Origin of the sequence: Sphingomonas sp. BK580, assembly GCF_014194975.1 — a bacterium.
Lineage (GTDB): Bacteria > Pseudomonadota > Alphaproteobacteria > Sphingomonadales > Sphingomonadaceae > Sphingomonas.
In genome coordinates, this window is sequence record NZ_JACIAY010000018.1 from 44,440 (window position 1) to 61,989 (window position 17,550).

The 17,550-nt window shown below is 72.1% G+C and carries 11 protein-coding genes; 2 read left to right on the forward strand and 9 right to left on the reverse strand.

The features are described 5' to 3' along the window. Positions 1-29 precede the first annotated feature (29 nt). Both FHY05_RS21520 and FHY05_RS21525 read right to left on the reverse strand, forming a co-directional pair. Positions 30-935, reverse strand: a complete 906-nt coding sequence (locus FHY05_RS21520) for a LysR family transcriptional regulator (protein ID WP_183946492.1) — start codon at positions 933-935, stop codon at positions 30-32. Positions 936-975: 40 nt separating this feature from the next. Next, the gene (locus tag FHY05_RS21525; protein WP_183946493.1) at positions 976-2,178 is read right to left on the reverse strand and encodes an MFS transporter; all 1,203 of its coding nucleotides are present in this window, start codon (positions 2,176-2,178) and stop codon (positions 976-978) included. Positions 2,179-2,303: 125 nt separating this feature from the next. Between FHY05_RS21525 and FHY05_RS21530 the strand changes: the two genes are divergently transcribed. Next, positions 2,304-3,356: a LacI family DNA-binding transcriptional regulator gene (locus tag FHY05_RS21530; RefSeq protein WP_183946494.1), complete on the forward strand. Its 1,053-nt coding sequence runs from the start codon at positions 2,304-2,306 to the stop codon at positions 3,354-3,356. A 3-nt stretch (positions 3,357-3,359) separates the two neighbouring features. On the opposite strand, the gene FHY05_RS21535 is transcribed toward FHY05_RS21530, so the two are convergent. From FHY05_RS21535 to FHY05_RS21545, 3 genes are all read right to left on the reverse strand, one after another. Then, complete coding sequence (locus FHY05_RS21535; protein ID WP_183946495.1) at positions 3,360-3,629, reverse strand: hypothetical protein; 270 nt, start codon at positions 3,627-3,629, stop codon at positions 3,360-3,362. Between the two features lie 47 nt (positions 3,630-3,676). Continuing rightward, complete coding sequence (locus FHY05_RS21540; protein ID WP_183946496.1) at positions 3,677-5,632, reverse strand: bifunctional diguanylate cyclase/phosphodiesterase; 1,956 nt, start codon at positions 5,630-5,632, stop codon at positions 3,677-3,679. Between the two features lie 271 nt (positions 5,633-5,903). Next, positions 5,904-8,333 (reverse strand): DUF3772 domain-containing protein, encoded by a 2,430-nt coding sequence (locus tag FHY05_RS21545; protein WP_183946497.1) that lies wholly within the window; start codon positions 8,331-8,333, stop codon positions 5,904-5,906. A 323-nt stretch (positions 8,334-8,656) separates the two neighbouring features. Between FHY05_RS21545 and FHY05_RS21550 the strand changes: the two genes are divergently transcribed. Continuing rightward, a complete protein-coding gene (locus FHY05_RS21550; RefSeq protein ID WP_311732552.1) occupies positions 8,657-10,168 on the forward strand; it encodes a tryptophan halogenase family protein in 1,512 nt (503 codons plus the stop codon). A gap of 114 nt (positions 10,169-10,282) precedes the next feature. Here the strand turns inward: FHY05_RS21550 and FHY05_RS21555 are convergent, their stop codons facing one another. From FHY05_RS21555 to FHY05_RS21570, 4 genes are all read right to left on the reverse strand, one after another. Beyond that, positions 10,283-12,313, reverse strand: coding sequence for a hypothetical protein (locus FHY05_RS21555; protein ID WP_183946499.1), 2,031 nt, complete (start codon positions 12,311-12,313; stop codon positions 10,283-10,285). A 237-nt stretch (positions 12,314-12,550) separates the two neighbouring features. Further along, entirely contained in the window at positions 12,551-15,187 is a 2,637-nt protein-coding gene (locus FHY05_RS21560) for a TonB-dependent receptor domain-containing protein (protein ID WP_183946500.1), read from the reverse strand. A gap of 164 nt (positions 15,188-15,351) precedes the next feature. After that, positions 15,352-16,218 (reverse strand): manganese catalase family protein, encoded by an 867-nt coding sequence (locus tag FHY05_RS21565; RefSeq protein WP_183946501.1) that lies wholly within the window; start codon positions 16,216-16,218, stop codon positions 15,352-15,354. A 157-nt stretch (positions 16,219-16,375) separates the two neighbouring features. After that, a complete protein-coding gene (locus tag FHY05_RS21570) occupies positions 16,376-17,233 on the reverse strand; it encodes an SDR family oxidoreductase (RefSeq protein ID WP_183946502.1) in 858 nt (285 codons plus the stop codon). Between the last annotated feature and the right edge of the window lie 317 nt (positions 17,234-17,550).

Sequence of the window (17,550 nt, forward strand, 5' to 3'; positions counted from 1 at the left end):
AGCACGGACTGACTACACCGGGACGGCGCTCACCCCAGCGGCCGCCGCTCGCGGATGTGGTCGGCGAGCAGGCGCAGCGCGGTCGGCACCTGGCGGCGGCTCGAATAATAGAGGTGGTAGCCGCCGCCCACTGCGGCCCAGTCCTCCAGCACCAGCCGCAGCGCGCCGTCTTCCAGCGCGCCCGCGAAGACCGGCTCGGGCCCGTACATCAGCCCCGCGCCGCCGCGCGCCAGCGTCAGGCCGAGATCGGTGTCGTCGATCGTCAGCGCGCCGGGTACGTCGATCGCCAATTCCTCGGTGCCGCGCTCGAACTCCCAGTGGTAGATCCGCCCGGCGCCCTGTCGCAGCCGCACGCAGCGATGCTGCGCCAGCTCGCGCGGGTGCGCCGGCGTGCCGAAGCGGTCGAGATAGGCGGGGGCGGCGGCCACCACCCAGCGGATGTCGCGCGAGAGCCGGAGCGCGATCATGTCCTCCGGCACCGTGCCGCCGTAGCGGATCCCGGCGTCGAAGCCCTCGCCGACGACGTCGACCAGCCGGTTGCTCGCGACGACGTCGACCTCGATGTCGGGGTACAGCTCGACGAAGCCGGGCAGCACCGGCGCGAGCAGCAGACGCGCCGCGTCGACCACGACGTTGAGCCGGATCCGTCCCGCCGGCGCGTCGCGGAAGCGGTTGAGCGCCTCGATCGCGCCGTCGATCGCGCGCAGCGGGTCGCTGATCGAGTCGCGCAACTGCTCGCCCGCGGCGGTGAGCGTGACGCTGCGGTTGGTGCGGTGGAGCAGCCGCACGCCCAGCCGCGCCTCGAGCGCCTTCATCGAGTGGCTCAGCGCGGAGGCGGTGACGCGCAGCTCCACCGCCGCGCGCGCGAAGCTCAGGTGGCGCGCGATGACGAGGAAGTAGCTGAGATCGGGCAGGTCGCCGCGGCCGGTGGACATTACGCCGATGTGCGACCTCGCCGCGGCGCTGGCAACCGCGTCAGCGCCGCGCGCGCACCAGCGTCACCGCGCCGGTGCCGAGCGCGGTCAGCACCGCCAGCACCGTCAGCAGCAGCGCGAAGTCGCGCGGCGTCGCCAGCGTCCAGGTCAGCAGCGGGCCGAGCAGCGCCGGCAGCGTGTTGGTCAGGTTGAGCAGCCCGAGATCACGCCCGCGCCGCCGCGCGTCGGGCAGCAGCTGCATCGCGAAGGCGGAGTGGAGCGCGAGGAACACCGCCGACCCGACCGAATAGGTCGCGAAGCCGATCGCGGCGGCGGTGGTGCCGCTCGCCAGCGCCATCGCGCCCAGCCCGGCCACCGCGACCAGCCCCGCGCCGACGAGGAACGGCTGGCGCCGCCCGACGCGGTCGGACCAGCGCCCGACCAGCAGCGCGAGCGGCAGCGGGATGACGTAGCAGATCGTCAGCAGCGTGCCGACCTGGCGCGCGAGCACGAGCTGGCGCTCGCCCGGCGCGACGCTCTCGAACACGTAGAGCAGGTACAGCGACAGTGCCGCGGTGGCGAGCTGCATCATCAGCCGCGCCGCGGCGGCGATCAGCAGGTCGCGGCGCGGCAAGCGCGCTGCGGCCGCAGGCGCGGTCTCGCCCGCGCCGCCGTCGCCGCGCAGCAGCAGCAGCGGCAGCAGCGCCAGCGCGGCGAGCAGCGGCACGATCGCCAGGCGAGTCGCGTCGGCGAGCCCCTCGTCCGCCACCAGCAGCGCCGAGACCAGCGCCGCGACCGGGTTGCCGAGCGCGATCAGCCCCGCGGCGAGGCCCTTGCGGGCGTCGGGCACCTCGTCCGCCATGATCGGCAGCAGCGGCGCGAGCACCGCGTTGACCGCCACCTGGAATAGCATGACCGCCGCCACGATCGTCGCCGCGTTCGCGGCCGCGGCGACCAACGCGTAGCTCGCCGCGGTGGCGACCAGCCCGCCCGCGACCCAGCGCCGCCGCCCACCGCCGCGCGCCACCGAGCGGTCGCTGAGCCAACCGAACAGGATGTTGGCCGCGCTCGCCGCGACCGCGCCGAGGATCGCGGTGAGGCTCAGCAGCGGGATGCGCGCGTCCCCCGCGATGGCGTGGATCTTGAGCGGCAGCAGCAGCGTGAGCAGCGGCAGATAGGCGATCACCCCGCCCATGTTGGCGAGCGCGAAGGCGAGCAGGAACCACGCCGGGCGCGCGGGGCGGGGGAGAGCGGGACGGGCCATGGACGCGCGCATGATAGGGCCGCGCGACCGCCGCGCCACCCTCGACCGCAACGCGGGTTGGCGGGGCGCCGCCGGCTTGGCTATGGCGGGGAGACCGGGGCAACCGGCGGTCCGGGGGAGCAGAGATGGTACGGCGGCGTCAGTCGGTCACGATCAAGCATGTCGCGGCGGACGCGGGCGTCTCGCTGCAGACGGTCAGCCGCGTCATCAACAACGAGCCCAACGTCCGCCCGGCCATGGCGGAGCGGGTGCGCGAGGCGATCACGCGGCTGGGCTATGTCCCGTCGCTGGCGGCGCAGCGCATGGGCGGCTCGCGGAGCTATCTCATCCTGGCGCTCAACGACCGCGAGCGCACGATCAGCGACTGGCGCGCGCGCCAGGGCACCGACTGGGTCGACCAGATGCTGCTCGGCGGCATGCTGACCTGCGCGCGCCACGGCTATCGCCTGCTGCTCGAACTGGTCGACACGCACAGCGACCGGATCGAGCGCGAGCTCGCCGCGACGATCGCGGCATTACAACCCGACGGCGTGATCCTCACCCCGCCGCACTCGGACAACCCGCTGATCGCCGAGCTGCTCGACCGGCACGACATCGCCTTCGCGCGGATCGGCGCGCACGGCGGCGGGACCGGGATCGCGCTGTCGATGGCGGACGAGGCCGGGGCGCGGCGCGCGACCGAGCACCTGCTCGGGCTCGGCCATCGCCGCATCGGCTTCGTCGCGGGGCCGGAGGATTACACCACCAGCGCGCAGCGCGCCGACGGCTGGCGCGGCGCGATGCGCGACGCCGGCGCGAGCTGCGACGGGCTGCTCGCGGTCGGCAACTTCGATTTTCCCAGCGGCGAGGCGGCGGCGCACGCGCTGCTCGGCGCCGCCACACCACCCAGCGCGATCCTGGCGAGCAGCGACCAGATGGCGCTGGGCGTGCTCGCCGCGGCGCGCGAGCGCGGCCTCAGCGTGCCCGAGGACCTGTCGGTGGTGAGCTTCGACGACACCCCGATCGCGCGCTTCGCGCACCCGCCGCTCACCGCGATGGAGCAGCCGATCGCGGCGGTGACGGCGCGCGCGGTGGAGCTGATCATCGCGCAGCTCGGCGGCCGGGCGCGCCCCGCCGCGCCCGTGGTGATCGCGGGCGAGCTCAAGCTACGCGCCTCGACCGCGCCGCCGCGGGAGTGAGGATCAGTGACGGCGCGTCGTCGAGACGGTTGGACCGTAGGCGAAGAGCCGTGGGCGGAGCGGCGAGAGATTGAACGATCGCTTCGACCGCGCGGTGGCAAGCAGCGCCTGAAGCTCGCTGTCCGCGTCGGTCGGCCCCACGCGCTTGATGTCGCCGTCGAGCAGCTCGCTGTTCGAGCCGATCATCTCGTGCGTCCACCGCGTCGCCTCGCGGACCTCGGGTGTCATATAGTCGGTGGCGATGGCGTCGCCCCGCCGATCACCGTGATGCATCACCGCATCGTTGAAGGGCGCCAGAGGCGCGCGTCCGCCGTCCTTCCTCACGCCGCCTCGCGCCGCCGCTCCCACTCGCGTACCAGCGTCGCGGCGGCGTCCGGCTCGATCGGGGGCGAGAACAGGTAGCCCTGCACCGCGCCGCAGCCGATCCGCAGCAGCGCGTCGAGCTGCGCCCCGGTCTCCACGCCCTCCGCCACGCATTCCAGCGCGAGCGAGCGGCACAGCGCCACCACCGCCGCCACCACCGCCCAGCCGCGCGCGGCCTCGTCGTCGGCGAGAAAGCTGCGGTCGATCTTCACCTTGTCGAGCGGCAGCTGGTGCAGGTTGCTGAGGCTGGAATGGCCGGTGCCGAAATCGTCGAGCGCCACCTTGATGCCGCGCGCCCGCAGCTGCGCCAGGGCGCGCGCCGCCGCGGGCGGGTCGCGCATCACCGCGGTCTCGGTCACCTCGATCCAGATCCGCTCGGCGGCCACGCCCGAGGCGGTGATCTCGCGCTCGATCGCCGCCATCGTCGCGGGCGAGTGCAGGTCGCAGGCCGAGAGGTTGAACGACAGCGCCAGGTCGGCCGGTAGCGCGCGGGCCGCCGCGAGCCCCTTGCGGAACACCGCCAGCGTGATGCCGTGGATCAGCGAGGATCGCTCGGCGATGGCGATGAACTCGGCGGGCGGCACCTCACCCACGAGCGGGCTGTGCCAGCGCGCGAGCCACTCCACCGCCACGATCGTGCCGCTCGCCGCGGCCACGATCGGTTGCGCGACGACGCGCAGCTCCTCGTCCAGCGCGCTGGCCTGGAGCGCGGCCTCGATCGCGCGGTCGGTGCGGATCGCGCGCGCCATGTCGGGCGTGAACACGCAGGTGCCGCCGCCGTTGACTCGCTTGGCGTGGTAGAGCGCATAGTCCGCGCGATCGAACAGCTCGGCCGCGAGCGCGCCCGCCGCGTCAACCTCGCCGGAGAGCGCGAGTCCGAGCGAGCCGCCGACGGCGACGCGCAGCTCGCCGACGGCGAACGGCGCGGCGATGCTCTGGCACAGCCACTCGGCCGCGGCGACCGCCTCGTCGCGCGCGCCCAGGGTGAGCAGTCCGAACTCGTCGCCGCCGAGCCGATAGACGGTGGTGGCGCCGCCCGCGACCGCGCGCATCCGCCGTGCCAGCTCGACCAGCAGCAGGTCGCCGACCTGATGACCGTAGGTGTCGTTGACCGGCTTGAAGCGATCGAGATCGAGCAGACCGACCGCGAACGGCGCGCCGTCGCGCGCTGCCGCGAACAGGTCGAGATCGTGGTGGAACTGGCGGCGGTTGGGCAAGGCGGTGAGGCTGTCGGTCAGCGCCAGCCGGCCGTTCTCGGCGTTGAGTCGCACCAGCTCGGCGTGCTGCTGCTCCAGCGCGGCGCGCGCCGCCACCTGGTCGCGGAAATAGTCGAAGCTGTTGAACAGCACGCGCAGCAGCACCGCGACGACCAGCGCCACGTTGGTGGCGATCACCGCGAACATGATCTGATAGTGCGTCAGACAGGCCGCGATGAAGGGCGGCACCACCATCGTCGCCACGAGCAGCGCGGCCTGCGGCAGCGACATCAGGCAGAAGACACAGCCCATCACCGTGGTGGAGAGATAGACCGCGGCATGCGTCTGCTGCGCCGCGTCGCCGTAACGCATCAGCAGCAGCGACCACACCATATAGGCGATCGCGATCGGACCCGCCGCCGCCGTGATCGTGCGCAGCTGGCGCCGCGCCGCCGCGGGGGTAGGCGCGACCCCGCGTCGGCCGGCGCGGGCCCAGCGCAGCAGGCGGATCAGCGTGACCGCGAAGAGCAGCGCGGGCACGGTGACGGTGAGCAGCGCCGGCGCGCTGTCGTGATGCGTCACCGCGACCGCGAGCGAGTTGATCAGCAGCAACCCGTAGAGCAGCGGGACCTGGCGGTAGAGGTTGGTGACCTGGGCGATCGCCAGCCGCGGATCGTCACCGATCCCGGCGTACCAACGATACAGCCGCGTCACCATCGCCACCCCCTGACACGCGCGAGCGTCCCTTTCCCCATCGTGGGCCATAGAACGGATGGGCTGACGATACACTAACGCGGCGGCTACGATTCCTTCCAATTCCCGCGGGCTTGCGGGGCGAGCCCGAGGCTATGCGCGCGTTGGGAGCTTGTCGTACCAGATCGACTATCTTCTTCGCGGACCGCGGCTGCGCCTTCCACGTCTCCGTCATCCCGGGCTTGGTCCGGGATGACGGAAGTCTGCGGAGAGGCGCCGCGGACCCAGGAAGCCGCTACACCGAGGCTTGCTGCTCCTGCGCCGGCACGTCGGATCGGCTCGGCCCGCCCGCCGCATCGCGCGAGAGCAGCTCGAGCCGCTGCGGCACCGTGCCCAGCTCGATGCCCTCCTCGCGGAAACGGCGCAGCAGCACCGTGAAGATCGCGCTGCGCGAAGCGTAAGCGGCGCGCGGCGAGCCGACGTGCGCGAAGCAGTTGAAGAAGATCCGGCCATCCGCGATCGAGTCGATGAAGATCGCGGGCGCGGGATCGTCGAGGATCGCGCCCTCGTCGGCGAACGCCTGCGCGACGATCGCGCGCGCCTTGTCGGCGTCGCTCTCGAGCGGCACGGAGAATTGTACCTGGATGCGGCCGAGCGGGCTCGCCAGCGTCTTGTTGAGCACCGACTTGGTGATCAGCTCGCTGTTGGGAACGATCAGCGTGGAATGGTCGGCCAGCGCGATCTCGGTCGAGCGCACGCTGATGCGCTTGACGTCACCCTCGTCGGTGCCGACGCGGATCCAGTCGCCGATCTTGATCGGCCGCTCCGCCAGCAGGATCAGCCCCGACACGAAATTGGACGTGATCGCCTGCAGGCCGAAGCCGATGCCGACCGAGAGCGCCGAGAGCAGCAGTGCGATCCGCTCGACACCGATGCCGAGCGAGGCCAGCGCCCAGATCACCGCCAGCGCCACACCGACGTAGCGCGCCACCAGGCTGACCGAGTTGCGCCCCGATCCGTCGAGGTCGGTCGCGGGCAGATAGCGCTGCTCGAGCCAGCGCATGAAGCCGCGCACCAGCGCCAGCCCGATGAACAGCACCACCACGCCGCGCAGGATCGTCCCCGGCGAGATCGCGATGCCGCCGACCTGCACGCCCTGCGCCAGCGTGCCCAGCCGCGAGACGAGCGCGCCGACGCCGTTGCCGCCGTTGAACGGCGAGAACAGCAGCCCCAGCGCGAACAGCGCCAGCGTCAGTCGCAGCACGCCCGAGGCGAGCACGCCGAACTGCTCGATCAGCGCGCCGCGGACGCCGAGCGCGCGCGACAGCGTCCGCCCCAGGCCGCCGTCGCGCGTGAAGACCGTCGTGGCCAGGTCGTCGATCGCCGCCATCAGCAGGAAGGTGGCGCAGCCGAGCACCGTCGCCCAGGCGACGATCCGGACGATGAACGAGGCCAGGCCGACGTAGCCGAGCAGCAGCGCGAACGACGCCACCACCACCACCGTCCAGGCCACCAGCGCGGCGGCCCCGAGCCCGGCGCGCGCCGGGGCCTGGTCGTCCTCCGCGCGCGCCGCGCGCAGCCGGCCGAGCGCGACCAGCGCCGCGGCGAGGATCAGCAGATGGAGCAGCGCGACGAGCACCTGGGTCGCGCTCAACGCCGCGGCACTGGCGCCGACCGTCTGGTTGAAGGCGTTCACGATGATCGAGAAGAAGGCGACCGCGGCGAGCAGCCAGCTGAACGGGCGCAGCCGGCGCGCGACGTCGTCGGCGATCGGCGCGACGCGCCAGCTCGGCTGGTTGCGCATCAGCACGGCGCCCGTCACCGCGACGGTGAAGCCGGCGAACGAGCTCGCCTGCACGAACGTGTCCGCCAGGCCGTTGACCGCCGCCGGCACCAGCCCGGCCCAGCGCAGCCCCTGTACCAGCGCGAAACTCGCCAGAAGGGGGGTCAGCGTGCCGACCAGCACGCGCCAGATCGCGTTGCCCGAGCGGCGGACGCGATGCCCGGGCGCGTCGTCGATCAGGAAGCGCAGGCCGATCCGCACCGCGGCGGCGCGGCCGGGCAGCGCGATCGCCAGCGCGACGAGCAGCCCGAGCAGCGCCGGCCAGACGGGGGCGTCGCGCCAGCCCGCGGCGAGCTGGCGCGTCGCGAGCGTGAGCACCGCCTCGATCCGGCGCAGGTCGCGCGGCGCCGCCTGCAGCACCGCGCCCCAGAAGCCGGGGGAGAGCGGCGAGGGGACGTGCGCCGCGATCGTCTGGCTGAACTGCTCGGCCTCGGTGCGGTCGATCTCCTCGACGAGCTGCTGCGCCTCGACCGCGATCAGCCGGCCGCGCTTGCTGTTCGAGTCGATGGCGGTGCGCTGCCGCGCCAGCCGCGCGCGCTGCGCGGCGAGGTCGGGCGCCTCGCCCGCGGCGGCGGGGCCGAGCTGCGCGGCGCGCGCCTCGACCAGCGCGAGCTGGTCGGTGAGATCGTCGGCGGCGGCGGCGGCGTCCTCGCGCGCGGCGTTGACGCGCTCGCGCAGCGTGTCGCGCGCCTCGCGGTCGGTCGACCGGTCGAGTGCGCCGTCGACCGCGCGCACCTCGCGCTCGGCCTTGATCAGCCGCGCGGTGGCGGCGGTGACCGGGTCGACCTGCGCGGCGGCGAGCGGCGCGAACAGGAGCGCGAGCAGCGCCAGCAGCGACAGCGCGGCGGCGCGCGCGCGGGCGGACAGCGGGAGGCACGTCATCGCCGCGGCGATAGCAGAGCGGGCGGGGGCGCGGCCAGTGTGCGGGGAAAAGGCATCGGGGTCATCCGTCCGCGTCACCGTCCGGACGCGCTTCGTCGCTTCCCGCCGTCATCCTGAACTCGTTACAGGGTCGAGTGTCCCGCGAGCGCCGCCGCGGCCGATCTGCGGCGCGGTGGATCCTGGAACGAGTTGAGGATGACGCCAGTGGACGACGCATGGCGCTGACGCACGAAGGACGGCGCGTGGTGCATCGCGCTACCCTGCGCTTCACCGCTCCCCCTCGGGACCGTTCCGCCCTACACCGTCGTCGAGAGGAGACGGACGTGGCGGAGCGGGAGCGGGTGAGGCGGGTGGTGATCCTCGGCGGCGGCACCGCCGGCTGGATGACCGCGATCGCGCTCGCGCGCCAGCTCGGACGCTCGGTGGCGGTCACCTTGCTCGAGTCGGAGGAGATCGGCACGGTCGGGGTCGGCGAGGCGACGATCCCGACGATCCACTGGTTCAACCAGCTGATCGGGCTTGACGAGGCGGCGTTCCTGCGGGCCACGGGGGCGACCTACAAACTCGGCATCGAGTTCGTCGACTGGGCGCGACCGGGGCACCGCTATTTCCACCCGTTCGGCCACTATGGCGCGGCGCTGCCCGGGGTCGCCTTCCATCACCGCTGGCTGCGCGCGCGCGCGGAGGGGCTGGACCTGCCGCTCGCCGCACTGTCGCTGGCCACGCACGCGGCGCTGGACGGGCGCTTCGCCAAGCCCGCGACGGAGCAGCGATCGATCCTGTCGACGCTGGGCTATGCCTATCACTTCGATGCCGGGCGCTACGCCGCGCACCTGCGCGGGCTCGCCGAGGCGGCCGGGGTCGTGCGGGTCGAGGGGCGACTCGCCGCGGTCGAGCGCGACGCGGCGAGTGGCCGGGTCGCGGCGCTGACCACCAAACGCGGCGAGCGGCTCGCGGGCGAGCTGTTCGTCGACTGCTCGGGCTTCCGCGCGCTGCTGATCGCGGGCGAGATGGGCGCCCGCTACGACGATTGGTCGCGCTGGCTGATGTGCGACCGCGCGGTGGCGGTGCCCAGCGCGGCGACGCGGCCGACGCTGCCGTACACGCGCTCGACCGCGCGCGCGGCGGGGTGGCAGTGGCGCATCCCGCTGCAGCATCGCACCGGCAACGGCTACGTCTACGCCTCGCAGCACCTGTCGGACGACGAGGCGGCGGCGACGCTGCTCGCCGACCTCAACGGCGCGGCCCTGGGCGAGCCGCGCTTCCTGCGCTTCACCGCGGGCGCGCGGCCCGAGCCCTGGTGCGGCAACGTGGTCGCGATCGGGCTCGCGGCGGGGTTCCTCGAGCCGCTCGAGTCGACCAGCATCCACCTGATCCAGAGCGGCATCGCCAAGCTGCTGACGCTCTTCCCCGAGCGCGGCGACGACGCGGCGCTGGCGGCGCGCTACAACCGGCTGATGGCGGCGGAGATGGAGCGGATCCGCGACTTCCTGATCCTCCACTATCACGCGCAGCGCGGGAAGCCCGAGCCGCTGTGGCAAGCGTGTCGCGCGATGGCGCTGCCGGAGGCGCTGGTGGAGCGCGAGGCGCTGTACCGCCGGGGCGGACGGCTGATGCTGGAGGCCGACGAGCTGTTCCGCGAGGCGAGCTGGCTGGCGGTGCTGGAGGGGCAGGGGATCGCGGCCGAGGGGTATCACCCACTCGCCGACGCGCTCGACGGCGCCGGCAACATCGAGCAGGTGCGCGCGCTCGCCGGGCTGATCGCGCGCGCCGCGCCGACGCTGCCGATGCACGACGACGCGCTGGCCGCGGCGATGGGCGAGGGGGGTCGGTAGCCACGCCGGCGCGTGCTCCGGCGAACGCCGGAGCCCAGGGCGCCAGCGCGGGACGCCGCTGGCGCTGGGCTCCCGCATGTGCAGGAGCACCGGCTCACGACGTCGTACGGCCGCTCACCGCGGGGGACGCACCGCCAGGTAGACGGTGCTCCACAGCTGCGCCGCGTTGGACTCGTCGACGTCCTTCTTGCCCGCGCCGAACGGCACCACCGCGTAGCGCCCGTCGCGATAGGCCCAGGACCACAGCTCCGAGCTCTGCGTCGCGCGCGTCGCGGCGATCGCGCGCCACAGCCGCGCCTGCGCGTCGGTCAGCACCGCGCGGGTCGAGGCGGGCAGGTCACGGCGCTGGAGCTGCCGTTCGAGCCCGGCGGCGAACAGCGCCTGCTGCCACGACCACACCACCGCGCCGTGATAGGCAGCGGGGGTGAAGCGCGCCTGCGTCGCCGCGTCCGCCAGCGCCGGGTTGGCGACGAGCAGGCCGACGTCGGTCATCAGCCCGGCGGGGAAGGGTCGCGCCAGCGCCGCGACGTCGCGCTCCAGCTCGGCCGCGGGCGGCGCGCCGAACAGCAGCGCGAAGCCTTCGTCCGAGTTGAGGATCGGCACCGCGCGGCCGCGCTCGTCGAGCGACAGCGCGTGATAGACCAGCGGCGTCTGCCCCAGGCTCGCCAGCGCGGGGGCGGCGGGCACGCCGAGCGTGCGCGCATAGGCCGCGATCTTCGGTGCCGCGTCGCGCGCGGGCAGCTCGACGCGGAACAGCGCGGGGGCGCGTTCACGCCACGTCGCCGCCATCGCCGCGGCGCGCGCGAGGCCGGCGCGGTCGGACGCGCTCACATAAGGGGCGAGCAGACCCGCCGCGTTCAGCCGGGCCGCCGCGTCGAGCGCGGCGGGGACCAGCACGGCGTTGACGTCATAGGGGTAGCGCCCGCGGCCGAGCCCCTCCTCGCTGTCGCGCCACTGACCGGTCATGCGGCCGGGGCGCAACGCGACCAGGCGATCGACCGCGGGAGCCTCGGCGAACGCGCGCGCGCGCTCGATCACCAGCCGCAGGTTGCGCAGCAGCGCCGCGCCGGCGGGTTCGCTGGAGCCGGGGCGCGCCTCGCTGGCGATCGGTCGCGCCAGGAAGGCGCGCGCGCGGGCCGGGTCGGCGTGCTCGAGCAGGTAAGCGGCGGCGACCGGCGCGAGCATGAAGTCGTCGTCGATCATGGCATAGTCGAGCGTGGCAGCGTCGCCGCTGCGCCCCGCCCTGCGGTGCTCGAGCAGCGCGAACTCGGACAGGCCCTCCTCGTGCGCGACGTCGCCGTCGGCGGCGAGCCGCGCCAGCACCGCGCCGAGCCCCGCCTCGATCGCGGGAGGCTGGAGCGCCGGCATCAGCAGCCGCACCGACATCAGCGTGTCGCGTCCGAAATAGGTGTCGAACCGCCACGAGCCCGCCAGGAACTTCTCACGATAGCTGAGGAAGCGCAGCGCGTTGCGCGCGGTAGGCTCGTCGGCGGCGTCGGCGTTGAGCAGTTCGGGCAGCGCGATCCCGGTGAGCGGCGTGTCGCCGGTCGCGGCGGTGATCTCGAGCTGGATGCGGCCGTCGCGCCCCGCCACCAGCGCGCCGCGCTCGATCCGGCCAGCGCGCACGCGCAGTGCGAGACGGTAGCCCGGGGCGCCGTCGACGCGGTCGCGCGCGTAGGTGATCGTGTCGCGGCCGAGGCGGGGAGCGACCGCCACCTCGGGCGGGAAGCGCCCGACGCTCTGATAGTCGCGCAGGAAGCGGACGTTCGACAGCACCGCCTGCCGCAGCTCGAGCCGCGGCGCGGCGACGCTGGCGACGGCGCGGATGCCGTGGAGCGGGCGGCCGCGCGCGTCGCGCAGGGTGATCGCGGCGGGTGCGCGATCGAGCCGCCACGTGACCGGCGCGGCGGTGCGCTCGAACCAGAGGCCGACGCCGCTGTTGCCGGCGGGGAAGGCGACGAGGATGCGCGGCTCGGCGCCCTCGCGCAGCAGCAGGTGTGCCGCGGTGGCGCCGTCGCGCAGGAAGGCGTTGAGATTGTCGCCCTCGCTGAGCTGATAGGCGAGCTCGGGCGGACGCTGGGCGAGCGCCACCCCGGCGCTGCCCGCGAGCAGCAGCGCGGCGAGGAGGCGGGCGGCGCGGGTCATGTTCGTGCTCCGGATGTTGGGGGGCAGACGCATCAGCGCTCTAGCCGTTGCCGTGCTCCTGCGCACGCAGGAGCCCAGGATCGCGGCCGTCGCGCGCTCGGCTTCGGGCTCCTGCGCACGCAGGAGCCCCATGTGGTCCGCTTCGAACGTCGACGGTCCGCGTCTCGGAGCGAAGTGCGCCGCACACGGGGCCGAGCGGCAGGGGGCGAACTCTCCTCGCCGCTCGCCGTCGTGTCCTCAGAAGCGCAGCGTCACCGACCCGCCGTAGGTCGGGCCGACGATCCCGCGGGCGTAGAAGAAGCCCTGGGTGATCGCCTGCGTCTGCCCCTGGCGTGGGTTGCCCTCGGTGAGGCCGACGACGTTGAAGATGTTCTCGGCGTTGAAGCTCACCTGCAGCTGCGGTGTGACGTTGACGTTGATCCCCGCGCTGGTGACGCCATAGCCGGGCAGCGCGACGCCGTTGCCCGCATCGGCGAAGATCTTGCCGACGTATTTATAGCGCGCGAAGATGTCGCCGAGACCGTTGGGCAGCTGGATCGCGGGCGTCACCGTCCACAAGGTGGAGGGGGTGCGCTCGGGGCGATTGCCCTCATAGCCCGCCTGGGTGGCGCCATCGAGCTGGAGGTTCTCGAGCCGCGGATCCTGGAACACTGCCTGGCCGTCGATCGAGAACCAGCGCACCGGGCGGATCACCGCGTCGATCTCGATGCCCTTGGTGCGCAGGTCGGCGTTGATGTTCTGCTGCTGCGCCGGGTTCTCGGGATTGGCGAAATTGTAGTTCTGGTCGTCGAAGTTGGTGCGGAACACCGTGACCGAGCCGCTGAAGAAGCGTTCATATTGGTAGCGGATCCCGGCCTCGTACAACTTGATCGTGGTGATCGGGTCGGCGCTGTTCGTCTGGAAACCATCGGCATAGCGCGCGTAGATCGAGAGGTTCGGGGTGATCAGATAATTGGCGCCGACCGTCCAGGCGATCTTCTCCTGGCCGCGGTTGAGCGTGGCAAATTGGCCCGCGAAGGTCGGGCCGACCGTCGGCACGACGCCGGCGGTGCCCTGCGGCACCAGCTGCTGGAACACGCCGGTGCGGATCTCGACGATGCGGTTCGCGGCGTCCACCGCCGCCGCGTCGATGCCGTCGCGCGCGGTCGACTGGATGTTCTCGAAGCGGATGCCGCCGTCGATGCGGAGCTTGCCGATCGCGAGCTCGTCGTTGGCGTAGAGCGACACCGCGTTGTCGTCGCGCACGCGAATGCCGTTGCCCCAGTCGCCGTAGGAGACCAGGCCGTTGTCGCTCAGCGTGCCGATCACGTTGTTGCCGCCGTCGAGCGCGACGATGTCGTAGATGTCGCTGTCGTTGCGCACGTCGTTGACGACGCTGGCGACCGCCGACTGGTTCTGGCGGCGGTGGACGGCGTAATACATCATGCCCGCGGTGAGCGAGTTGGTGAAGCTGCCGCCCTGATATTCCCAGCGCCCGCCCAGGTTGAGGCCGAAGTCGTGCGCGTCGAGCCGGTCGTGGTTGAGCGTCGTGCGCTGGAGGAAGCCGTTGCCGTTGAGCGCGTTGAGCTCGCTCGTCTGGTTGGCGCCGATCACCGTGCCGGTGCGCAGGTTGCGGATGCCGAAGCTCACCCGCGCGGGGAAGGCGACCGCGCCGGCGCTGAGCAGGTCGTTGATCGGCGAGCCGCTGCCCGGCGTCAGATAGCTCACCGCGCTCGCCAGGCCGGCGTTGCCGGTCCCCGAGCCGGGGAACAGGCCGTTGAAGTCGTAGGAATAGTCGAGGTAGCGGCTGCGCAGGAACACGTCGAACGTGTCGGTCACCGGCTTCTCGAAGTCGACGCGGAACTGGTTCGAGATCGACTTGATGCCCTGATCGTAGCGGAAGTTGCGGATGCCGTCGCGCTCGACGAACGTCGACACCGGCACCGCGATGTTGCGGAAGGCGTCACCGCCGATATTGTCGCGCTGCGTGTCGAGGCCCGGGAAGCCGCTCGGCTCGCCGTTGTCGTAGCGATACGGCATGCTGGCGTAATAAGCCGTGTTCATGTCGCCGCGCTTGGCGGACAGCCGCAGGAAGCCGCCGTCGTCGAAGCGGTATTCCAGCATCGCCTTCACGCGATAGCCGTCATAGTCGAACGGGTTGCGCCGCACGCCCGGGCTGCTCTGGTAATAGCCGCCGATGCTGAAGGCGAGGTTCTGCGCCAGCGGGGCGGAGACGTAGAGGTCGGCGCGCTTGAGCCCGTAATTGTAGTAGGTGCCGCGCGCGATCGCCTCGAACCGCTCCTGGTTGGGCCGCTTCGAGATGAAGTTGATCGTCGCGCCCGCGCCGTTGACGGTGAGCACGCCCGAGGAGCCGCCCTTGACCGCCTCGAGCCGATCGATCGTGAGGTCCTGCTGGAAGAAGAAGTCCGCGCCGCCGCCGCCGTAGAGGATCGGCATGCCGTCCTCCTCGAGCTGGACGAAGCGCTGCCCGCCGCCCTGGAGGCCGCGCACCGAATAGTTGTTCGACGCCTCGCCCGCGGTGCCCTCGACGAAGATGCCGGGCACCAGCTCGAGCATGTCGGCGGTGGAGCGCGGTGCGCGGCGATCGATGTCGTCGCGGGTGGCATAGGTGATGTCGGCCGAGGAGGTGATCAGCGGGCGGTCGCGCGAGGTCTGCCCGGTGACGACGATGTCCTGCAGCCCGTCGCCGTTCTCGCCGGCCGGTGCGGTGTCGGGGGCGCCGCTGGGCGAGTCCTGCGCCGGCGAGGGCGTGCCGGTCTGATCGACCGGCTGGGTGGTGGCGGGGCCGGCGACGGTCTGGGCCGACGCGGGCGCGATCGGCAACAGCGCGGCGCCCGCCAGCAAAGCGGCGCGGCGCGTGGTGAATAGCGGCATCTTCCCCTCCTGACTGATCGGGTCGCGCCGCCCTCTCGATGGGGGTGGCGTCGACGGTCTTCCTATCCCTGTGTTAATCGATTTCAAAGGTGGGCGGGTGCCTGCGACGACGATCCCGCGGCAGCTGTGGCCGGCGCGCAACGGTGGCGCGCCGGCCGCGCGGTTCAGACCGAGCTCGCGTCGGTCTGCTCGGTCTGCGCCATGCCGTCGGGCCGCGCCGCGCCGAGTTCGGGCTCGCCGCCCAAGGGCTCGTTGCGGAAGACGGTGAACTCGCCGCGCCCGTCGATCGTCGGCCCGCTGGTCCAGCGTCCCTCCGGGTAGGTGCCGTCGAGCGAGGTGACGAAGAAGTCGTAATTGTGCTCCTGATCCTCCTTCTCCTGCGGGAAGGAATTAGGAATCGGCAGCTGGGTCGCGGCGCCGCCGAGCTCCTCGATCACCGCGAGCCACTGCTGCTGGTGCATCGTGTCGCGCGCGATCATGAAGTGGAGCATCTTCTTCATGCCCTCGTCGCGCGCGGCGTTATAGAGCCGGGTGGCCAGCACGCGCCCGGTGCTCTCCGCGGCGACGTTGCAGTACATGTCCGCGGCGATGTTCCCGCTGGCGTAGATGTGGCTCATGTTGAACGGCACGCCGTCCGAGTCCACCGGCATCGCCGCGAGCCCGGTCGAGAGCAGGTTCTTGTGGATCAGGCCCTCGATGATGTGGCGTGGGCGCTCGCCGCCCATCACGGCGCCGACGATCCCGTCCGCCGCACCCTCGGCCTGGAGGCTGGCGGGCGCCTTGTCGAGGTTGAGCGCCACCGCGGTGGCGAGCATCTCGATATGGCCGATCTCCTCGGTGGCGGTGTGGAGGAGCATGTCACGATATTTCGGCGTGGGCGCGCGATTGCCCCAGGCCTGGAAGAAATACTGCATGCAGACGCGGATCTCGCCCTCGACGCCGCCGATCGCCTGCTGGAGCATCCGCGCGAAGGCGGGATCGGGCTCGGTCACCTGCACCGGATATTGGAGCCGCTTGTCGTGATAGTACATCGCACGTCCTCGCTGTTGGATGATCCCGCCCCGATCATCCGCCAACGGCTCAGCACGCCCGAAGTTTACTATAATGGATTAGAATAACGACGTTATTGCAACAACTTGCGTCAAGTTCTGCGCGCCCGGAGCGCAGCGCCCCGGGCGCGCGTGGCGATCAAAGGAAGGGACGGCCGCCGGTCACCGCGATCGTCGCCGCGAGGATGTAGCTCGCCTCGTCGCTGGCGAGCATGACATAGGCCGGCGCCAGTTCGGCGGGCTGCGCGGCGCGGCCGATCGGCGTGTTCTCGCCGAAGCTCTTCACCTTCTCGGGCGGCATGGTCGAGGGGATCAGCGGGGTCCACACCGGCCCCGGCGCGACCGCGTTGACGCGGATCCCGCGCTCGGCGAGCATCTGGCCGAGCCCCGCGGTGAAATTGTGGATCGCGCCCTTGGTGGTGGCGTAGGCGAGCAGCTGCTCGCTGGGCTGGTCGGCGTTGATCGAGGTGGTGTTGATGATCGACGACCCCTCGCGCATGTGCGGCACCGCGGCCTTCGACAGATAGAACATCGCGTGGATGTTGGTGGCGAAGGTCAGCTGCCACTCCTCGTCGCTGATGTCCTCGATCGCGTGGAAGGTGGCCTGGTGCGCGGCATTGTTGACGAGCACGTCGATCCGCCCGAACGCCTCCACCGCGCGGTCGACCACGGCGCGGGCGTGCGCCGGGTCGCTGATGTCGCCGGGGACGAGCACGGCCTGGCGCCCGGCCTGCTCGACGAGCCGCTGGGTCTCGCGCGCGTCCTCCTCCTCGCTGAGATAGGAGATCAGCACGTCCGCACCCTCGCGCGCGAAGGCGAGCGCGACGGCGCGACCGATGCCGCTGTCGCCGCCGGTGACGATCGTCTTCTTGTCGGTGAGGCGGCCGCGGCCGACATAGCTGTGCTCGCCGTGATCGGGGCGCGGGTCCATCGCGTCGGTGCTGCCCGGCATCGTCTGCTGCTGCTCGGGATAGGGCGGGGTAGGCCGGTCGGTCATCGCCTGATCTCCATCTTGGGTCGGGCGTTCAACCGATCGGCACGGCGCCGGCGTTCCGGTCTTTGACGTGAATCAGCCAGTCTCGTCCGGCGGCTGAGGCGTGCGACGAAGTGACATCGCGGCGCCAAAAAACTGTCATCGAATCGCTTGACCCCTCCGGATGTGCCCCATATATGCCGCTTCACCGGACGGGGGGCGCTGCTGAGGCGGTGCTTCTGGGATGGTCGCCAGATAGGATGGACATCGTTCTCCCCGATCGAAGGGTGGGGGAGGGTTGGATGTCCGGTTTCTTCGTCGGCGGTTCTTTGACATTGTAG